This window comes from Psychrobacter sp. 1Y4, from assembly GCF_051847555.1.
Genome location: NZ_JBPYDE010000002.1, coordinates 221,887 through 240,929, shown reverse-complemented (window position 1 = coordinate 240,929; position 19,043 = coordinate 221,887). Strand labels below are relative to the sequence as shown.

General features: G+C 41.0%; 21 protein-coding genes and 1 tRNA gene. 7 read left to right on the top strand and 15 right to left on the bottom strand.

Going from position 1 to position 19,043, the window contains the following annotated elements; translation table 11 throughout:
• Nucleotides 1-101: 101 nt before the first annotated feature.
• The gene (locus ACS8FC_RS02525) at nucleotides 102-350 is read right to left on the bottom strand and encodes a YdcH family protein (protein ID WP_439261986.1); all 249 of its coding nucleotides are present in this window, start codon (nucleotides 348-350) and stop codon (nucleotides 102-104) included.
• A gap of 504 nt (nucleotides 351-854) precedes the next feature.
• Between ACS8FC_RS02525 and ahpF the strand changes: the two genes are divergently transcribed.
• Nucleotides 855-2,432, top strand: a complete 1,578-nt coding sequence (gene ahpF / locus ACS8FC_RS02520) for an alkyl hydroperoxide reductase subunit F (protein WP_439295776.1) — start codon at nucleotides 855-857, stop codon at nucleotides 2,430-2,432.
• Nucleotides 2,433-2,498: 66 nt separating this feature from the next.
• Here ahpF and ACS8FC_RS02515 read toward each other — a convergent pair whose 3' ends face one another.
• From ACS8FC_RS02515 to ACS8FC_RS02495, 5 genes are all read right to left on the bottom strand, one after another.
• Complete coding sequence (locus ACS8FC_RS02515; protein WP_439295775.1) at nucleotides 2,499-3,359, bottom strand: bile acid:sodium symporter family protein; 861 nt, start codon at nucleotides 3,357-3,359, stop codon at nucleotides 2,499-2,501.
• A gap of 229 nt (nucleotides 3,360-3,588) precedes the next feature.
• Nucleotides 3,589-3,921, bottom strand: coding sequence for a protein tyrosine phosphatase family protein (locus ACS8FC_RS02510; RefSeq protein ID WP_439261980.1), 333 nt, complete (start codon nucleotides 3,919-3,921; stop codon nucleotides 3,589-3,591).
• 132 nt (nucleotides 3,922-4,053) lie between these two features.
• Nucleotides 4,054-4,380, bottom strand: a complete 327-nt coding sequence (locus ACS8FC_RS02505; protein ID WP_299217749.1) for a protein tyrosine phosphatase family protein — start codon at nucleotides 4,378-4,380, stop codon at nucleotides 4,054-4,056.
• A gap of 208 nt (nucleotides 4,381-4,588) precedes the next feature.
• Nucleotides 4,589-6,307 (bottom strand): SulP family inorganic anion transporter, encoded by a 1,719-nt coding sequence (locus ACS8FC_RS02500; RefSeq protein ID WP_439295774.1) that lies wholly within the window; start codon nucleotides 6,305-6,307, stop codon nucleotides 4,589-4,591.
• An 84-nt stretch (nucleotides 6,308-6,391) separates the two neighbouring features.
• Nucleotides 6,392-6,847 carry an ArsR/SmtB family transcription factor gene (locus ACS8FC_RS02495; protein WP_439261976.1) on the bottom strand — a complete coding sequence of 152 codons (456 nt, stop codon included), beginning with the start codon at nucleotides 6,845-6,847 and terminating at the stop codon, nucleotides 6,392-6,394.
• Nucleotides 6,848-7,030: 183 nt separating this feature from the next.
• Between ACS8FC_RS02495 and ACS8FC_RS02490 the strand changes: the two genes are divergently transcribed.
• From ACS8FC_RS02490 to trxA, 3 genes are all read left to right on the top strand, one after another.
• Nucleotides 7,031-7,900 carry an MBL fold metallo-hydrolase gene (locus tag ACS8FC_RS02490; protein WP_439295773.1) on the top strand — a complete coding sequence of 290 codons (870 nt, stop codon included), beginning with the start codon at nucleotides 7,031-7,033 and terminating at the stop codon, nucleotides 7,898-7,900.
• 56 nt (nucleotides 7,901-7,956) lie between these two features.
• Nucleotides 7,957-8,139 (top strand): YgaP family membrane protein, encoded by a 183-nt coding sequence (locus tag ACS8FC_RS02485; RefSeq protein WP_439295772.1) that lies wholly within the window; start codon nucleotides 7,957-7,959, stop codon nucleotides 8,137-8,139.
• A 107-nt stretch (nucleotides 8,140-8,246) separates the two neighbouring features.
• A complete protein-coding gene (trxA, locus tag ACS8FC_RS02480) occupies nucleotides 8,247-8,684 on the top strand; it encodes a thioredoxin (protein WP_439295771.1) in 438 nt (145 codons plus the stop codon).
• A 118-nt stretch (nucleotides 8,685-8,802) separates the two neighbouring features.
• On the opposite strand, the gene ACS8FC_RS02475 is transcribed toward trxA, so the two are convergent.
• The 4 genes from ACS8FC_RS02475 to ACS8FC_RS02460 all read right to left on the bottom strand — a co-directional run bounded on the left by ACS8FC_RS02475 (nucleotide 8,803) and on the right by ACS8FC_RS02460 (nucleotide 11,126).
• On the bottom strand, nucleotides 8,803-9,204 hold the full coding sequence (locus ACS8FC_RS02475) for a hypothetical protein (RefSeq protein WP_439261970.1): 402 nt from the start codon (nucleotides 9,202-9,204) through the stop codon (nucleotides 8,803-8,805).
• Nucleotides 9,205-9,362: 158 nt separating this feature from the next.
• Nucleotides 9,363-9,722: a SirB2 family protein gene (locus ACS8FC_RS02470; RefSeq protein ID WP_439295770.1), complete on the bottom strand. Its 360-nt coding sequence runs from the start codon at nucleotides 9,720-9,722 to the stop codon at nucleotides 9,363-9,365.
• A 74-nt stretch (nucleotides 9,723-9,796) separates the two neighbouring features.
• On the bottom strand, nucleotides 9,797-10,117 hold the full coding sequence (locus ACS8FC_RS02465; protein WP_439295769.1) for a BolA family protein: 321 nt from the start codon (nucleotides 10,115-10,117) through the stop codon (nucleotides 9,797-9,799).
• Nucleotides 10,118-10,313: 196 nt separating this feature from the next.
• Entirely contained in the window at nucleotides 10,314-11,126 is an 813-nt protein-coding gene (locus ACS8FC_RS02460) for a M48 family metallopeptidase (RefSeq protein ID WP_439261965.1), read from the bottom strand.
• A gap of 424 nt (nucleotides 11,127-11,550) precedes the next feature.
• Here ACS8FC_RS02460 and ACS8FC_RS02455 point away from each other — a divergent pair.
• Together ACS8FC_RS02455 and ACS8FC_RS02450 are read left to right on the top strand one after the other, a co-directional pair.
• Nucleotides 11,551-11,625 (top strand) — tRNA-Gly (locus ACS8FC_RS02455).
• Between the two features lie 286 nt (nucleotides 11,626-11,911).
• A complete protein-coding gene (locus tag ACS8FC_RS02450; RefSeq protein ID WP_439295768.1) occupies nucleotides 11,912-12,703 on the top strand; it encodes a glucose 1-dehydrogenase in 792 nt (263 codons plus the stop codon).
• Between the two features lie 143 nt (nucleotides 12,704-12,846).
• Here ACS8FC_RS02450 and ACS8FC_RS02445 read toward each other — a convergent pair whose 3' ends face one another.
• From ACS8FC_RS02445 to ACS8FC_RS02425, 5 genes are all read right to left on the bottom strand, one after another.
• Nucleotides 12,847-14,103, bottom strand: coding sequence for an amidohydrolase family protein (locus ACS8FC_RS02445; RefSeq protein ID WP_439295767.1), 1,257 nt, complete (start codon nucleotides 14,101-14,103; stop codon nucleotides 12,847-12,849).
• A 209-nt stretch (nucleotides 14,104-14,312) separates the two neighbouring features.
• The gene (locus ACS8FC_RS02440; protein ID WP_439295766.1) at nucleotides 14,313-15,116 is read right to left on the bottom strand and encodes an SDR family NAD(P)-dependent oxidoreductase; all 804 of its coding nucleotides are present in this window, start codon (nucleotides 15,114-15,116) and stop codon (nucleotides 14,313-14,315) included.
• Nucleotides 15,116-16,255, bottom strand: a complete 1,140-nt coding sequence (locus tag ACS8FC_RS02435) for an MBL fold metallo-hydrolase (RefSeq protein WP_439295765.1) — start codon at nucleotides 16,253-16,255, stop codon at nucleotides 15,116-15,118. Before ACS8FC_RS02435 ends, ACS8FC_RS02440 begins: the two co-directional genes overlap by 1 nt.
• A gap of 120 nt (nucleotides 16,256-16,375) precedes the next feature.
• Entirely contained in the window at nucleotides 16,376-17,281 is a 906-nt protein-coding gene (locus tag ACS8FC_RS02430; protein WP_439295764.1) for a LysR family transcriptional regulator, read from the bottom strand.
• A gap of 166 nt (nucleotides 17,282-17,447) precedes the next feature.
• Nucleotides 17,448-18,056, bottom strand: a complete 609-nt coding sequence (locus tag ACS8FC_RS02425; RefSeq protein ID WP_439295763.1) for a YceI family protein — start codon at nucleotides 18,054-18,056, stop codon at nucleotides 17,448-17,450.
• Between the two features lie 532 nt (nucleotides 18,057-18,588).
• On the opposite strand from ACS8FC_RS02425, the gene ACS8FC_RS02420 reads away from it, so the two are divergent.
• Nucleotides 18,589-18,993 carry a DoxX family protein gene (locus ACS8FC_RS02420; RefSeq protein WP_439295762.1) on the top strand — a complete coding sequence of 135 codons (405 nt, stop codon included), beginning with the start codon at nucleotides 18,589-18,591 and terminating at the stop codon, nucleotides 18,991-18,993.
• Nucleotides 18,994-19,043 lie beyond the last annotated feature (50 nt).

Below are 19,043 nucleotides of genomic sequence, written 5' to 3'. Positions count from 1 at the left end.
GTTAGTTGTGCTATGAAATAAAACCCCCATCAGTAAAAGTTGATAAGGGTTTTATACTATTAAAAAATGTTTGTATTTTTGCACTAATAAGATATGAAGCGCTAAGCCTGAGATTGTAGTTTATTTTTATCAATTATTTTATAAATCTCATCTTTTAAATATAGCTTTCGTCGCTTCATTTTTTCGATTTCGTCATCTCTACTTGCATGTGTAACCATATCTTTATCAAGCTGATTGATTTGCTGATCAAGCGCTGTGTGTTCATCAAAAATACTGGCAAAATGGCTATCTTTCTGCTTAAGTTCGGCAATAATGTCTCTATTGTCTTGTAACGTATCAGTCTTTCTCATATTGTCATCCTTGTTATAAAACACAACCCTGCAATAAGCATCAGTGTCTTGTCTTAAAGGTTGTCATGATGCATTGCTCTGATTGTAAGTCTTAGGTTTTATTGAACCTAGTTGAGGTTTGATTCAATAGTGATAAAGCTTAATATCAGCAGAAATGTCTTTCGATAAACCAGCATAAAAGCGAATCTGCCACTAGACAAATAGGAACTCTTCCTATTCGCTTCATTTGATTGTAGCGAAAAAATCACGGCTATACCATGGTTATTATTCGTCCATAAGTTTATATTTAATTAATTAAACGTATTTACGATTTGTTTTATAAAACATAAAGTTTGAGTTTACCAGCTTGCTCAAAATCATGAAACCTATGATAATAGGGACATTAAAGGGTATCAGCCTATTGTTTATAAGATATTAAACAAAATTGTTAGTACTAAAAAATTTGTATTCAAACGTACAATAGGCGCATTGCCGTTACATAACCAATAATGATAAGGAACAAATATGATAGATCAAAGCTTATTAGATGCTGTCAAAAGCTATAGTGAAAACATGACTCGTCCGATTACCTTTGTATTGGGTAGTGGTGAGCATGAAAAACGTGACGAGTTGGTTGATTTTTTGACCAAAATTGCTGGTACCACCGATAAGATTAACTTCGATGCACAAATAAACGACGACAGCTTGCCAAGCCCAATCAGCTTTGCGGTTCGTAGTCATATTGATGAGACACCTACCGATACAGGCATTGTATTTAGCGGTATCCCAGGCGGTCACGAATTTACGTCGCTTATCTTAGCAATTCTTCAGGCTGGTGGACATACATTAAAGCTAGATGAAGGCATTCAAAAGCTCATTAAGCGTTTTAATAAACCATTACAGTTCCAAACCTACGTATCGTTGTCTTGCCACAGTTGCCCAGAAGTTGTGCAGGCGTTGAACCAATTCGCACTCTTAAATGATGATATCAGTAACGAGATGATCGATGGCGCGCTGTTCCAAGAGCAGGTTGAGGCGAACAATATCCAAGGCGTACCAGCTGTATTTTTAAACGGTAAGCCATTTGCGAATGGTCTGATTGATACCGCTAAGCTGATCGAAAAGCTACAAGAGCAGTTTCCTGATTTATTAGCAGAAGCGGGTGGTGACGAAGAGCAGTTAGAGCAGCAGGATGTTACTATTATCGGTGCGGGACCTGCTGGGGTAGCGGCAGCGATTTATACTGCGCGCAAAGGTCTTAAAGTGACGATGGTCGCTGACCGTATTGGTGGACAGGTAAAAGACACACAGGATATCGAAAACCTGATTTCTGTACCCTTAACTAACGGCACTGACTTATCGACCAATTTTGTGAAACACCTACATGAATATAATATTACGTCAAAAGAGCATGTCAGTGTTAAAGAGATTGGCGAGACCAAAGACGAAAATTATAGCATCCATCTTAACACGGGTGAGACGTTTGAGACTCGCAGTATTATTCTAGCAACTGGTGCCCAATGGCGTAAGCTTGGCGTACCAGGTGAAGAAGAAAATGTCGGTAAAGGTGTTGCTTACTGTGCGCATTGTGACGGTCCTTTTTTCAAAGGTAAAGATATTTCAGTCATTGGCGGCGGCAACTCAGGTGTGGAAGCGGCGTTAGATCTTGCAGGTATTGTGAAGCATGTAACGGTACTCGAGTTCGCTGATGAATTAAAAGCGGATCAAGTATTGATTAATAAAGCTAAAGAAAAAGACAATATCGAATTTATCACTGGTGCAGCGACGCAAGAGATTAAAGCGACTGATGGCAAAGTGACTTCTATCGTGTATCAAGATCGCAGCTCAGGTGAGACCTATGAGCGTGACTTAGCAGGGGTGTTCGTACAGATTGGCTTAGTGCCAAATACTGGATTTATCAAAGGCTTTGTCGATTTAAACCGTTTTGGTGAGATTGAGATTGATGAGCGTTGCCGCACTGACCGAAAAGGTATCTTTGCTTGTGGAGACGTGACGACTGTACCCTTTAAGCAGATTAATATTGCAATGGGTGAGGGTAGTAAAGCAGCACTGTCAGCGTTTGAATATTTAATCATGCAGTAAGCTGTTCAGCTACAAAGTTAGTTTAAGAAGCCACCTCTTTTGAGGTGGTTTTTTTGTCAGATATAATCAGTTCTTATTTCGAATCAAAGCAATAATCGGTAGCGCAATCACATACATGAGCACCCCATATACGGCGGCAGGTAGGGCGATAGCGGGTAAACCAACCGCTGTTCCCATAATAATAGGGGCTAAAGTAATCGCAGTTGTACTGTTTTGAATGCTGGTCTCTATCGAAATCGTTTTGGTGTCAAACCAGCTAAGTTTTGACACCTTAGACGTTAAAATGCTTAATACAAACAACGCCATAATAATAAGAACTAGCTCAAGTCCCATCGATGTTAACTGTGACTTTAGTAGTTCCCAGTTAGAAGCGATGGCTGCAAAAACAATCAACACAAAAAAGATACTGGCCAAGCTATTTAGAATGCTGCTCCTACGCACCATAAAGCGAGTGAATTTACGGCGAGCGAGCATGCCGAGGGTCACAGGTAGGGTGGTCAATAAAAACATGACAAGACCAATTTTGATAGCACTAATAGAGCCTGCTTGCCCTTTCATAAAATGATTAAAAGCCAGAGTGATCAAGATAGGCAAGGTGACGACTGATAACAAACTGACCACACCAGTGAGCGCAACAGAAAGTGCAACATTACCTTTAGCATAATAAGTAAGCATATTACTGGTCACGCCGCCTGGGCAAAAACTAATCAGCATAATACCAAAGGCAATTTCTGGTGGCGGTGCCATTACTAAGACAACTGCTAAAGCAATTAAAGGGACCAAAACGACTTGATTCATTAAGCCTACAAAAAAGGCTTTGGGATAGGTAATAATAATTTTAAAGTCGCTAGGTTTTAGCCCTGTTCCTAAGGTAAACATGATATAGGCGAGTGCCAGAGGAAGTAGCGCCAATGCGGTATTACTCATGAAACGTTCCTTGTAAAATTAACAGTCATATCAGAATGACTCTTTAAATAGCCCACAATCCTTGTGGCAATAACATTATAAATATACCCTAAAACATACTTACAGATACAATAAAAGCCCATATATTTATATGAGCTTTTAGTTATTTCGCTAAGTTTTGACTGTCAGGATTTATCTCAGTAGTATTACATCGGTTTTGAATTGCATTATCTATCCTAAATTGGATAGATCAGTCGTCTAATAAATCCATACGCTTAGCAGCTTCATAAATACCTGTCGAGCGATTGCCCGTACGGCAGAATATGAGCATTGGCTGCTCGGCTTGATTAAAAAAATCTGCAAATTCTTCGACGTGATTTTGATTGAGATCACTACCTGCAAATGATACTTCTTTATAAGCAAGACCTGCATCGGTAGCAGCCGCTTCAATATCAGCACTGGTTGGCTGGCCTGGCTCTTCGCCATCGGGACGATTATTAATAATGGTCTTAAAGCCATTCTCAGCAATCATAGGGATTTGATCAGGGGTGATTTGTCCAGTAATACTAACTTGATGGCTCATAAGAGCTCCTTTTTTAGAATGATTTATTAAATGTAGTTAGTGTCTGTTTAAGACGTTACTTTCTCAGATACGTTATTTCTTAACAGATACGGTTTTTGAGACCCATTGTTTTAAGCTAAATATATATAAACGTTATAACAAACCTTGCATCAACGCACTTTGGTACAGTAGCTTGGCGCGTGCCCCAGTCCCGCAAAACATCAATATAGGTTTGGGTGCGGTACGATAAAAATCAGCAAATTGCTGCACAGTCATCATACTCAAACGCTCATCATCAAAAGGTAGATGATGATAAGTTAGGTTTGCTTGCTCGGTAGCTGTGGCCAAATCACAGCTATTAGGCTGCGTATCAACCTCAGCATCAGGACGTATATTGAGCACTGAGCGATAGCCAAGCTCGGCGATTTTGATACATTGGCTTGGATAAATTTGTCTATAAATGGTTATATCATTGGTCATAACTGTATTCAATTGAGTTTGTTAAAGTAGGGTTATCAAAGAAGATTGTAGCGTATTAAACCAGTAAAGATATGGAAGCTAATAGAGTCTATTTCAACCAATTTGTCTATACAACAAGATAGCATAATACGTACTCTATCATAACGATATTTTGTGACAGACGACACCAGCAATTGATGCTATGTCGTAAAAACCCAGTCATCGCTCGCTATCTTTTAGTGCATTCTTTTAATGCGTTGACGGCATCTAAAGTGCTTAGATACACCTGCCCTGATAGCTTGGTAATCAGTGAAGTATGACCAATGACATCCATGACTGGCCCTTTTACAAAGCTAAAATGCAGGCGTTTATTTTGCAGCGCTAGCTCATCATTAAGTGTGCTGAGCATTTCTTGCGCAGTCAGGTCAATATGATTGACTGCGGACATGATTAAGATAAGTTCATTCGCGTCTGGGTAGCGCTGCAAAGCGTTTAAAATACGCAGGTGTACTGACTCACTATTACCAAAGAATAGACTCTCATCAATACGCAATAGTAATAAATTATTAAAGGTCACTACATTATGACGGTTGATATTGCGAAAGTGTCCTGTACCGTTTAACTGTCCAACGATGGCAACATGCGGCTTACTCGATTGCCAGATAAGGCTGGCGAACGATACCATCAAACCGATAACCAGTCCAATATTCAATCCGAATATTAGCACGCCTGCAAACGCGGCGATAAAATTTGCTGCATCCAATCGATCTCGCTGCCACGCAGACTTTAACGTGTCAATGTCAATCAGTCCAATAATGGAGGCCATGATAGTTGCACCAAGCAAAGCATAAGGTAGTGGAGCAAGTACATGACCAAAAGCGATCAGTGCGGCAATCATCACTAACACCGTAACCAGACTGGCCACCGGAGTTTTAGCGCCTGAATCAACGTTGATAGCAGTACGTGAAAAGCCACCAGCGACCGCAAAACTTTGAAACAGTCCGCCAGATAGATTGGCAAGTCCAAGTCCAGTCAGCTCGCGGTTGGCATCGAAGTTTTCACCGCGTAGCCGGGCATAAGTGCTAGCAACTGAGCTGCTGGACACAAATATAATAAGCGCCATCAGTCCTGCTGTTGGTAGCAGTCTAAGCGCTTCTTGAACATCTGGCACATGAGGTACCGTAAAGCTTGGCAATCCTTGCGGAATACTACCGATGGTTGCCACTCCTAGCGCATTCCAGTGCAATGCCATACTCAGCAAAATTGCGATACCAAGTAAGATAAGTGGGAACAAGCGCTCCGCCCATTTGGTATAAGACGATGATAGCCATGTGCGCCATACCCATCTGCTCGCATAGCGATTTGTTACCAAAAGCGCGAAGGCGACAGTACCAATAAGTAGCGTCAACGGATGTAGCTGACGGGCATACAACTGCATACTCGACAAATAGCTGATTAAGCTGCTACCAGAGACGGGGATATCGGTTAAATATTTAAGCTGGCTGATAAAAATTAGAACAGCGGCTCCGCTCACGAACCCTGCTGAGACCCCGCGACTGATAAACTGCATGATCCAGCCAAGCTTAAGACGCCCAGCTATCCATAGCAGCGCTCCTATCATAAATGCAAGAAGGCTTGCCATCAGCGCATACTGCTCAGCACCCTTATCGGCATAAGGTAGTAGGCTACTGGCCGTCATGATCGCAGTGATGGCGACGGGACCGACCGCTTGTACATTACTAGAACCAAGCCAGGCATAGACGATGACGGGTACAATCGCTGCATATAGACCATAAACGGGCGGTAACCCTGCCAGTACAGCATAGCCAAGGCTCTGCGGAATGACGAGTACCCCTACGACCAATCCAGCGATGACATCAGTTGGTAAGGTCGTAAGCTGGTATTGACGCAGCCATGTAGGAATCAAGCGAGCAGCGATAGTAGGCATGTCAGTACGTCATCACATCAAAAATCGTTATCACAATGGATAGCATTTTTATACTAAGTTCAAGTGTTTGAATGCAGCACTATATTATTGCTCTGCCTTGGCACAAAAACGTTGATACAGTAACTCTAGTACCGCTAAAGCATCATCGCTTGCGATACTGTAGTAGATTTGCTTGCCCTCACGGCGAGTAGCGACCAGATCATCTTTACGCAATATCCCTAGCTGTTGTGACAGACTTGGCTGCCCGACACCGACCAAGCTTTCAAGCTCGCCGACGCAGTATTCACCTTGAGTTAGCTGACACAATAATAGCAGGCGATCAGGATGTGAGAGCGATTTTAGTAGTTGGCTGGCTTGCATGGATGCTTGCTGCATTTGTTTGGCAAGATCGATAGGGGCAAAGTCTGCTGAATTAGACGATGCATCGTCATCTATACTGTGAGTAGATGTACCCAGTGCTGAAATAGAAGTAGTCAGAATGAGCTCCTTAAATAAGATAGCAATATGTTTTGGATTATTATCTAACAATATATGGTTCATTATCAATGATATCACCAATTATATCAAGTTATCATTATTTACATTATATAAATTGATAAATTGTATGATCATTGTTATATTGTTAGACATAGATAAGTAGTCGGTATGTCAAATATTATATACGATTCAATATCATACTTAAGTGTTATTTAAAGTTTCAAACATTCTTATAGCGAGGTTGGCATGCAAGTTCATTCTTTCTTACATAACGATACTGAAACGTACACACACGTACTCGCTGATGTTGAGCAAAAGTTATGTGCCATCATTGACCCGGTATTAGACTTTGATGCCAAATCTGGCCACACTGCCACCAGCAGCATCGATGAAGTCATTGCGTTTGTCCGCGAGCAAGGCTGGGAGCTGGTCTATGTTATCGAAACGCACGCCCACGCCGATCATATATCAGCGGCCATTCATGTCAAAGAAATGCTTGGCGGTCAGTTAGTGATAGGTCAGCATATCACTGAAGTACAAAAAACCTTTAAACAAATCTTTAACTTTGATACCCGTTTTCGTACCGATGCCAGTCAGTTTGATATCTTGATAGATGATGGTGAGATATTAGAGATTGGGAGCATTACTATTACGGCGATGTATGTGCCAGGTCATACGCGTGCTGACATGGCCTATATCGCTGCTGATAAAGAAAATACCGTGGTGTTTGTCGGTGATACTTTGTTTGCCCCTGATGTAGGTACAGCGCGCTGTGACTTTCCAGGTGGTGATGCTAAAGCACTGTATCAGTCTATCCAAAAACTGTTGGCACTTCCTGAGGATACCATCATGTATCTATGTCACGACTATCCAAGTAAGGGTCGCAAGCATTGTCCAACTACTACAGTTGCAGCGCAAAAAATGGGTAATATCCATGTAAAAGAGGGTATTAATGAGGCAGAATTTGTGCAAATGCGCGAGCGCCGTGATGCCACTCTTGAGATGCCGCGTCTGATCATTCCAGCGGTACAAATCAATATTGATGCTGGTCATTTACCGTCGCCAGAAGACAATGGTATTCGCTATCTAAAGGTACCGATTAACGCATTGGGATAAAGCTACTGGCTAACTTGTTTTTAAAATACTAAGTGATAAAGCTTAAAGAGTCAGAAATGAAGGCAAATGTCGGAAGTACTGAGAGAACGTTACGTATTATAGCTGGGTTGATCATTATTGGGCTGGGAGTGTATTATCAAAGCTTATGGGGTGTGCTTGGGTTAATACCTTTGCTAACAGGATTATTTCGTTTTTGCTCTTTGTACAGAATGCTTGGCATGAACACTTGCAAGCGTTAAGCTACTACTACAAGTCTCAGCATGAATAAATGAAGACATAAGAAATAAAGATCTACAATGCTATCAATAATTGTCTTTGCTATTTGTATTTGTATAGGAGTTCTATAATGAATGAGCAAAATTGCCATCTTGTCTGTCCACATTGTCAAGTGACCAATCGCGTGCCAGCCGCACGGCTTAGTGCTGCACCAAATTGTGGTAAATGCAGTCAACCATTATTAACTGGCAGCCCACATGAGCTAAACGCACAAACGGCTAGTAAAGTCATTCAAAAAAATGATGTGCTGACTATCGTTGATTTTTGGGCGAGTTGGTGTCAGCCTTGTATTATGATGGCACCGCAGTTTAAAGCGGCTGCCAATCAGCTGCCACAAGTAGTCTTTGCTAAAGTCCAAACGGACAAATATGAGCAAGCTGCCGCGCCCTATAATATTCGTAGCTTACCGACGATGGTGGCTTTTAGAGGCGGCAAAGAGATCGCGCGACAGTCGGGCGCGCTGCCAAGCCAGCAGATCGCCCAATGGGTACAAAGCTTACAAACATAACAACTGGTTTAAATTTGTTTTTTGCAAACCAAAAAAGCCAATACGTTGATGGCGTATTGGCTTTTTTTAGTGACTTAAAGACAGTATTTTATCAGTACTGTATGCAAATTATTTTAACTTATTCGCCATAAATTTTGATGCCATTGACGAAGCTACAGCGCTGGATACGAGCAGATTGGACTATCGCATCACGTTCGCCGTAGAGCCGTGAAAGTTTAGCATCGCGGGCTTTGGTATTGTTGCTTTTACCTACACCAAAGCTGATATTAGGCGAGATACCCCAGCGCCCAGCAGAGACACCAACACCTACCCCTGAAGCAGACAACGTTGATTGCTGATTACGAGCCGATTCAACGTAACGGTTTATACGGTTATATTCTTGACTAAGTGCTTGGCAGTCATAATTTTGATAGGTACTTGGTGGCACATATTGCGGGGTAATATTACCAGTTGAGGCGCAGCCAACAAGACCAAAAGCGCCAACTGTTGCCACTAGGGTTGCGGCGGTAAGAATGTTCATAATGGCTCCATAAGGCTAAGTTGTTGTAATTGCTATTATTGTACTCTTAATGAACATACTTTCAATCACTAACATTTAAAGTACGCTGATTATTAAATGATCTTTTATAGGCTCATTTATACGTAAATATTGTGTATTAAATTAATATTACTTCAATATCAAAACAAGTTTGCAGGTTTTGTGAATGCAAGTATTACAATACCGATATACGCAATCGCTGAAATTAAAATCCCTGTCTTTCTTTGAATAGGTGTTGCATGATTGTGAAAGGCTTTTATGCTTGCACTGATGGCAGCAACAAGTAAAATAATTTTGGCAAATACCCATTGTATAGGGGCGTTTGCACTCATTAATTGCATCAACATTAAAGCCCCTGAGAAAATAACTAAAGCATAAACAATATGATTGGCTACTTTTACCATCTTTGGCGCGCGTCTGTTGGCACTTAATACTAGATAGCTTTGATATAAGAACAATACAATTACCAATACTGCCATTAGCATATGCAAGTGTTTCATTGAGTATCGTCTCCTCTAAGGTTACGGCAATTAGACTTATTATTTGTGTCTGATGATTGTTCAAGTAGGGTTTATTATTTGTTTTGTCCAGCACACAATGGGCTGTCTGGACTTTGACCTTGCCATTCTGTTGGCGTATAGGCATGAATAGCCAGTGCATGCACCGAGCCGCCTTGAGAAGTAAGTAGGGGCGCGACTAGACCATAAACCAGTTGATGACGAGCAACCAAACGCTTACTCTCAAAAGCATCGCTTACGATGGTAAGTTTAAAATGGCTTTCTTTGCCTTCAAAATAACCAGCGTGGTTCATTGATTCATTGATTAGCTCAATATACTGCGGTTGTAATGATTTTAGCTCAGCATTTAGCGCATCAGCGGTAGGGGTAGTACTCATAGCAGTCCTTTTTTATATCGTGTCAACGTCTATTACGTATTAGCACCTTTCGGTGATTTATGATCGCTATTATAGCAGACACTACCAATGATACTTTGTCATTCAATAGACATTAAGCTTGTAACGACAGCAGTAAAAAAGCAGAGTGCAAACCATGGTTTGTACTCTGCTTTATACCCCATCCAAAAATACACAATTAACGACGTGTTCTTTGGTAGAGTGGCATGACTTTGGGCATCAATGATTGCAATTGTGCAATGCGATTGCTACTGGTTGGGTGAGTGCTCAAAAATTGCGGTGGCTCGCCTTGGCTGGCACGTTGCATTTTTTGCCATAAGGTAATCGCAGCTTGTGGGTTGTAGCCTGCGCGTGCCATTAGCTCTAAACCGATTTGATCAGCTTCTGCTTCTTGAGTGCGGCTATGCGGACGACTCAGACCGAGATCACCAGCGACGTTTGCAAGCTCGGCCTGTCCTTGCGATAGACCAAAGATGCTCGCGGCGACACCGATGCCTGTTTGAGTTGCATACTCACGTGAGAGGCGCTCGCGAGAATGCTCACGAAGTGCATGAGACATCTCATGACCCATAATTGCAGCGATCTCATCATCAGTTAAATTCAGGCGATCGATAATACCTGAATAGAACATGATTTTACCGCCTGGCATAACAAAGGCGTTAAGCTGATCAGACTTTATCGTATGTACTTCCCATTGCCATTTAGCAGCGTCTGGACGATATGTACCAACTTGACCAATTAAACGATTAGAGATGTTTTTTAGGCGATTCAGTTGTGCCTTGTTAGTGTCGAGCAGACCGCGCTTGCGAGCTTCTTGTAGGTTTTTATTATAACTCTGAGCTGATAGCTGTTGTACCTGTTCACTAGAAACCAATAAGAACTGTTGACGATCAACACCAACGGCACCGCTATTGGTTGTGCTCGTACAACCTGTTAAAGTGAGTGCCGATAACGAAGCTGCCATCACTGTGGTGGTAAGCATTTTTCTCATAATAAATATCCTCATTATAAATAGTAAAAAGTTGATCAAAGCTAATCTAGTAAATAAACAGACTATTATTTAAATTTTCATATTGTTTGTCAGCTTACCTACGCTACCAATAAATTTTACCCGAACTTTTGTTAAACATAAGTATAATAATGTTAATAATGAAAAACAAAGGTGGAAAAAGTAACAAAATAAAGTATCCCTGTAACTAAGGCGATGATGGATGGTCTTATTATTTTTTATTGTGAGTTAATGAAAAATTTTGCTATATCAATAGGTTATATGGATGCTTAACGTTATCTAGTACTGGATTTAATAATATTACTCATAAACTTTAAAAAATATATTGACACGCTCAGGATTTTTGCTAAAATAGCCAGCCTATCAAGACGTAGTCGTTATTAATAACGGTATGGTTTGATATTTAGCGGGATTAGCTCAGTGGTAGAGCATAACCTTGCCAAGGTTGGGGTCGAGAGTTCGAATCTCTTATCCCGCTCCAAATATGGCTCTTTAAGAGCACTAAAGCCTCACTTTATAGTGAGGCTTTTTTTATGTGTAAAATTTTTATTATTTAGTTTTTTGATTTTTTTATCTTATAGTTCCAAATTTATATCATTTATCTAAACAAAATTAACTTATAGATAATCGTTACAAAAGACGGTCAATCTGTCACATTAAGTCAAATTAATAGGCGCATACTTATTACTGTCATTCGAACAAGAGTGACAATCAAATCATAGATAACCATCTAACAATTATATAAATAATAATTATAAGGGATAAGTATGCAGAAATTTCAACATAAAGCATTTAATGAACTATTTGATTTGTCAGGTAAAGTGGCTATCGTCACAGGCGGCGCAAATGGTATTGGTAAAGCAACCGCAATGCGCTTAGCAGAGGCGGGCGCTAATATCGCTATTGCTGATCTAAAGTTAGAAGATGCTAAAGCTGCTATTAAAGATATTGAAGCACTAGGGGTCAAAGGTTTAGCGGTCGAGTGCAATATCCTAAAAGATGATGATTTAGTCGCTATGGTTGATCAAGTAGTGACAGAGTTTGGAGCGGTTAACATCTTAATCAATAACGCTGGCGGTGGCGGCGGTGGTAAAGAAGATCCTACTAAAATCTCAGTAGATGATATCCGCCGCGACTTTGAGCTAAACGTTTTTAGTGGCTGGCGTCTGTGTCAGTTGTGCGTGCCATACATGAAAGAGTCAGGTTATGGTTCCATTGTGTTTACCACTTCCATGTCGAGTGTGAATAAAAGCCCAAATATGAGTGGTTATGCAGGATCAAAAGCCGCTGTCAATCATATGGTGGCAAACTTGGCACATGATTTTGGCCCTGAAGTACGTATTAACGCAGTTGGTCCTGGCGCGACGCGCACGGCTGCGTTAGAGAGTGTATTGACACCTGAGATTGAGAAGAAAATGCTCGCAAATACGCCTATTAAACGCCTAGGTGAAGCCGATGATATCGCCGGTGCTATGTTGTATTTTGCTGCGCCTATATCGACTTGGGTCAGTGGTCAAACTATCTTTGTAAATGGTGGTGGTGTACAAACCTTGGATTAAGATTTGCGCGATTACTGCAAAATCAAAGTATTAAAATAAAAGCATCATCTGACTTTTGACTAGATGATGCTTTTTTTATTCTAACGTTGATACATTATAGTAGAGATTTAAGTATTTCCATCAGTACAAAGACTTAAGCATGTTTATTCAAAGCAAATATAAGCCGCTTCATTGCAAAAAGTCTGCTTGCCATTTTTAAAACCCGCGAGCGCTTGTGCATTGGTGCGGATCGCTTCTACGGCACTCTTGGCTTCTAATACGATGAGCGTTGCCGGCGCACCAACGATGATATCGCTCTTAACCGCTAATAATTTAGCAGCATTTTTGGTAATCATATCAAAGGTATCGGTAAGCTCATCATCCGTAGATAGTTGTGCAATATTGGCATACATGTTAGCCATTCTGATTAATGACGCATCACCATAAGGCGTAAAGGCGTTCAAAATATTATTGCTAGAGATTGTTGTATTAAGTCCCAACGCTGCAAATTGATTCGCATTGACTGTGCCTCTAGGTATCAGGGCTTCATAGTTGCTACCGTTGATATAGATATCAGTAGCTGGTAGTACAATCAAGGTGATGTCTGCTTGTTTGAGCAATCCTGCCATCTCACCGCGCTTCATTTTATCCATAGCTGACAGTTTGGTAACGTGACCGATAGAGACGCGGCCTTGATAGCCACGCTTAATAGTCTCTTCTGCTACTTTTGGAATGCTTGAACCTTGTGGATCTAAATCAAAATCTAAATGAAAGTCGACATTGACATCAAACTGCTCAGCAATGTCAAATATCATCTCGATGTGCTGGTCTGGATTTTCATCCTTATACGGGCAGCCCCCTATTAGATCAGCGCCTTGCTCAAGCGCCTGTTGCAACAGCTCATGAGTTTTGGGTTTAGTGGTTAGGCCCGACTGAGCAAACGCGCAGATCTCAATATCGATAGCAAAAGCGTACCTATCTTGCGCTCTTTTTATCGCCTCAAAGCTACGTAATTCTGTCTTCTCATCAGTCTCTACAAAGGTACGTAGACCTACTGTGCCTTTTTTTATTGCCATCTCAATAACTCTTGAGGCGCGCTCAAATACGTCTTGTTCGGTAAAATCTTCTTTAGCTTTACCTGTCTCTTCAACCGCTTCCTTAAGTGTGCCTTCTTGTACGCTACACCGATCTAAAATGCAGGCTTTATCAAGATGAATGTGACTCTCAAAAAACCCTGAGCACACAAAGTTGCCTTTAGCATCGTAAACGTTTTTGGAAGTTTTAGACTTTTTGTCCGATTCGTTATCAGTGATATAGTCTTCTACAACGTCTATATTAGCAATATGTCCATCTTTTATGTGAATATCGACAGGGTACTGATAATCCATTAGTCTGGCATTTTTTATTGTTAAATCCGTCATTGTTATTATCCTATTTTAGGTAGTATGCGCTTATTATACTTTGCAAGACTGTTTTGATGATTAGATAGAGTAGAGTATCGAAAAAACATCTACCATCCGTTACTGTCTTAGTTCGGTGGGAATTATGTAGATGCGATAGTGAAAGGTGTTATTAGCCATAAAAAAGCCAAGCAATATGCTTGGCTTATATCTACAAGTTGATGAGCAAATTACCTTTTCATAGACAATGCCACGGTCTTATTACCTATCCAATTCACCCATTTCACTGGGAAGAAGCGCAGCTGTAATCTTATTAAGTTTGCCATTACGCCTGGTACGACTAGGAACTCTCGGTTTTCCACACCTTTTAACATGGATTTAACCGCTCTCTCAATCTTTAGCTCACCTGCTAGCTTTTTCATACCGACGCCAGCTTGCGACATGACGCCGACTTCAGATTGCGTCAATGGTGTATCTATCGGCGGCGGCGCAAAGACAGTGATATCGATACCCAATGGCTTCCATTCAAAGCTTATCGACTGCACCATGCCCCAAATAGCAAACTTCGACGCGCTATAAGAGCTGTAGCCATAACTGCCAGTGAAAGATGACATAGAAGCGGTAACCATGACTTGCTTGCCACGTGACAAAAACGGACGTACGGCAGCCAGAACGTTGCGCGTACCAAACAGGTTGATATTTATCACCCGTTCAAACTGCTCTTGGCTCATATCATCAAAAGTCCAAGGCCCTGTAATCCCCACGAAATGCATTAAAATATCTGGTGATAAGCTTTCGGCAGCTGTAGCGATTTGCTTAGTGGTCATATCCGCATCGGTCACATCCAACTGATAGGTTGCAATCGAAGCGTCATTTTTATTCATAGCTTGTAAGGTTGGTAGTACCTCATCGAGCGGTTGTACATCAAAAAGTACTAAATTGGAACCTTGGTTAATCAGTTGCTTGGCAGTTTCAAGTCCGATACCAGATGCCGCGCCAGTGATATAAACCGTCTTATTGGTAAAATAACCCATTAGGCACTTTCCTTTTGCAAGGAGCTATTTCTGGTGGCAGTTGTCTGCGTTGAGCGACTTTTTTTCGATTTTTTATGTAAGGTTCCAAATTTTGCTTCACCGATGAGATGACTGACTTTATGACCAGGGATAAGCCAGTAAGGGGTCGCTTCACTGCTTGAGGCACAGTTAGGAAAGTTAGGGTTTTTAGAGGGACCGGCGATGGTTTTTTCGACGACCATTGAGATATATTGATCATTACTGCCTTCTAGCGTGTTGCCGTTTAGGATCACCTCCATGCCTGTCTGCTGAGCATAACGGCGGATGGCATTCACTTTTGAATTCATTGGCGCATAAGCATCTGCGCCCACGCCATTCTCTGAGGTGACTCTTATCCCATCGAGCACACGTGCGACTAGCGAATGGTTACCCTCGGTATGGCCTGGGGTATGTACTAGTGCCAAGCCTTCGCCCAATTTGATGCTACCAGTAAACTTAATGACTTTATTAGGGTCGACGCCTTCGATACCGTTGGGGCAATACCAATCTGCTTGTACTGGTAGCAAAGCAGTGGTGCTTAGCCATTCTTGTTCATGCACCAAAATCTTGGCATTAGGGAAGTAGGCGACGTTATCTTTGGTGCCTAGCCAGCGGCGTATATCTTGGGTATGTAGATGATCGTAGCTGATGTAATCGACATCTTCTGGAGCTAAACCGACTTCGGCTAATGCGCCAGTCACATCACGGATGATGGGAGCAACCACGCTTTCAAGAGGCGACCAGTTGGGCATCTTGTCCGTTAAGCGTTTAAAAAACGGCGTCTCGCGATCCGCTTCGATATCAGAAGGAGAGAATAACAAGGTCTTTAATTCGTCTAAAAAGTCATAATATTGAATGATAAAAATGCGGTTTAAGATATGAAGATAGGGGAATTTATAAGTGCTTTGCGTATAGACGCCGCTGTAAGCGTACCACGTTGGGTAGGGTACTCTGACCATGTCCGCGCTTTGATAAAATTGAACAGGTGGCTCATCTATAAAGCGTTCTCTAAACGCGCTTGCCTGCTTGCGAGCTACATGTAAGCGCTCTTGAGGTAGGGGACTTTGACGTACATTGTCAAAGTCATTAATCGCTTTCATACCTAGTGCTTGCAAATCCATAATGCATCTCCTTATGATTGATGGATATCTTGACACAATACTAGCAACATTGTTTTGGGGTTTATAGCGACTTTAGAAAACTGTTGAGTCTTATTAAATTAGGCTTGCTTGTGTTTTTTATTAGAATTCATCCCAATAAGGATCGTCACCAAAACGCTCTGCAATAAAATCGATCAAATAGCGACAGCGCTGTGATAAAAAGCGGTTTTTTGGATATACCGCATAGGCGTTTAGTGTGGGCAATTGGTATTGCTTAAGAATAGGTATTAGCTCACCTTTAGCCAGTTTTTGATAAGCGATAAAGGTTGGTATAAAAATAATACCGTGATCTTTCACTGCCAAATCTACTAAGAACTCACCATTAGTCGCTTTGATTTTTGCGTTTATTGTATGGTTATGCTTTTTTCCTTGTGCATCAGTCAGCTGTAGGTTGCTTGTTTTACTAAGGCCATACTGCAAAAACTCATGTTCTTTTAAGTCTTCGAGCGTTTCAGGCGTTCCCATCTTTTCTAAATACTCAGGGCTGGCACAGAGCGCATAACGAATCAGCGCTAAACGTTTTGCCTGATAGCTAGAGTCTTGCAGCTCTCTAATACGAATGGCTAACTCAAAACCCTCTTCAATTAAGTCAACATGTCGATCAGAAAAATCTAAATCAAAGCTTAAATTGGGATGTTGATTGGCGTACTCATCGATCACATCATTTAAATGCATAAGCCCAAATGACAGGGGCGCTGTCATTTTGAGCGTGCCTTCAATGCGTGTAGGTGCACCACTGGTCTGCTCATTAAGTGCGTCAACTTCACTGAGGATATTGTTCGCCTGTCGATAATAATGCTCACCAGCCTCGGTCAAGTTAGACTGCCGTGTGGTCCGACTTATCAACTGGTTGCCCAAGCGAGACTCTAAATCTTTTAGTCGCCTACTTACAGCCGACTTAGCAACATCCAATTGCTCAGCGGCTTTAGTAATACTACCGGCTTCGACAATGCGTACAAACATTGCCATATCTTCTAGCTGTCCCATTTTAGCTGTCCTATTGTTATCTTAACTTATCGCTTTATAAGGGAGATTGTCTGCATAAAACTCTCATAAACACTTTCACAAAATAAAAAAAGCCGGGTTAAAAAACCCAGCTTCATTGTAGTACAGATTGTCTTAAGTGGACGAGCCATTGTTGTTTAAGGTCTACTTACTTAAGATCTGCTTGTTTACTGCCCTCTACCTGAATGACCAGCTTGACATCTTTCATCATACCGCCGTCTGTATAGGTATCGATACCCCATTTGGTTCTGTCGATAGTGGTTTCAAAATCACCACCACAAGCTTCTGCTTCTAACAAAGGACTATCGTAGCAGTTAAATTTAGTGGCTGTTAAAGTCACAGGATGGGTCTCATCAAGTAAGGTTAAGTCACCTTTGACGGCCTTAACTTTATTGCCATCAAACTGCCATTCAGTAGATTTAAAATAAGCCGTTGGATATTCTTTTACATTGAAAAAATCGGCAGACTTTAGATGCCCATCAAAGACTTTGAGGCCTGTGCTTAAGCTGCCCATAGGGATAGTAATACCTATAAAGCCTTTCTGCTCTTCAGGTGCGTACTCAAGAGTACCCGATAGATTATGAAAGCCGCCGCTGTTGGTCGTAGTGCCAAAGTGATCGACATAAAAGCGTACCGCGGTATGTTTGGGATCAAGCTCGTAAGTCGCTGCATGACCCAAAGTGCTAAGCATACCAAGCGCACTGATGGCTGCAAAAGTCATAGCACGATTCGCTTGTTTGATAGATTTTAAAGTCATTATAAATAATCCTTTTTAGATAAGTAAATTAATTACATTTAAGTTTGTACGTATAGGTAAGTAAGGGGTTTAGTAAATATAGTATTTCCTTTGATCGTCAGCATAAAACTGATTGAATCTGAAACTATATTATTAATTACTGCTTATACATAGAAGTAATAAGTTTAGCAAAGAACTACTTTATTTAAAGCCAAACACTATCAAGAGATGTGTAATTCCGTTATTTTTTTGTACTTTTTATAGAGTCTTCAATACTTTCCTAACTAAACTCTGCTATACAAGTGAATAGGTTTTAACCATCTTACATAGGACGTTTTTCGTAAATGATTCACTTATAAAAGTTCTTTTGTGAGCAAGAAGTTGTTAAATGTCTAGGTATTGTTCTGATAAAAAGAACATATATTTGAGATTATTACTGTTTATCTAAGTATAGTCAATGTCTACAATGAGTGCATTAAATAACTGAATCAACAATACTTAAATATATTTATTTTCATAAATATTTTAATTTACACTTTTATGGAGAGTGGCAATGGATAAATTACAAGACATAAGCGCCCCTATCGGTCGTCTGTTTTTATCAATGATTTTTATTTTTTCAGGGTTTAGTAAGATTACAGGTTATGCAGCGACAGCAGGCTATATGGAATCGGTGGGCGTACCAGGTATCTTGCTACCATTAGTGATTGCACTTGAGTTATTGGGCGGTATCGCTATCTTGATTGGCTTTAAAGCACGTCTAATATCGTTGTTGTTTGTTGGATTCAACATCGTTTCTGCACTTCTTTTCCATCAATTTTGGAATGATGAATCACAGATGAACCCATTTATGAAAAACATCGCTATGGCTGGTGGTTTCTTAATGATATTCGCTCATGGTCCAGGTGCTTATTCAGTTGATAAAGGTCATGCACCTAGAACAAGAACGTTACACTAAGCAACACAAAGCTAAGCACTGTCAAATCAATTAACGTACGGTAAATAGGA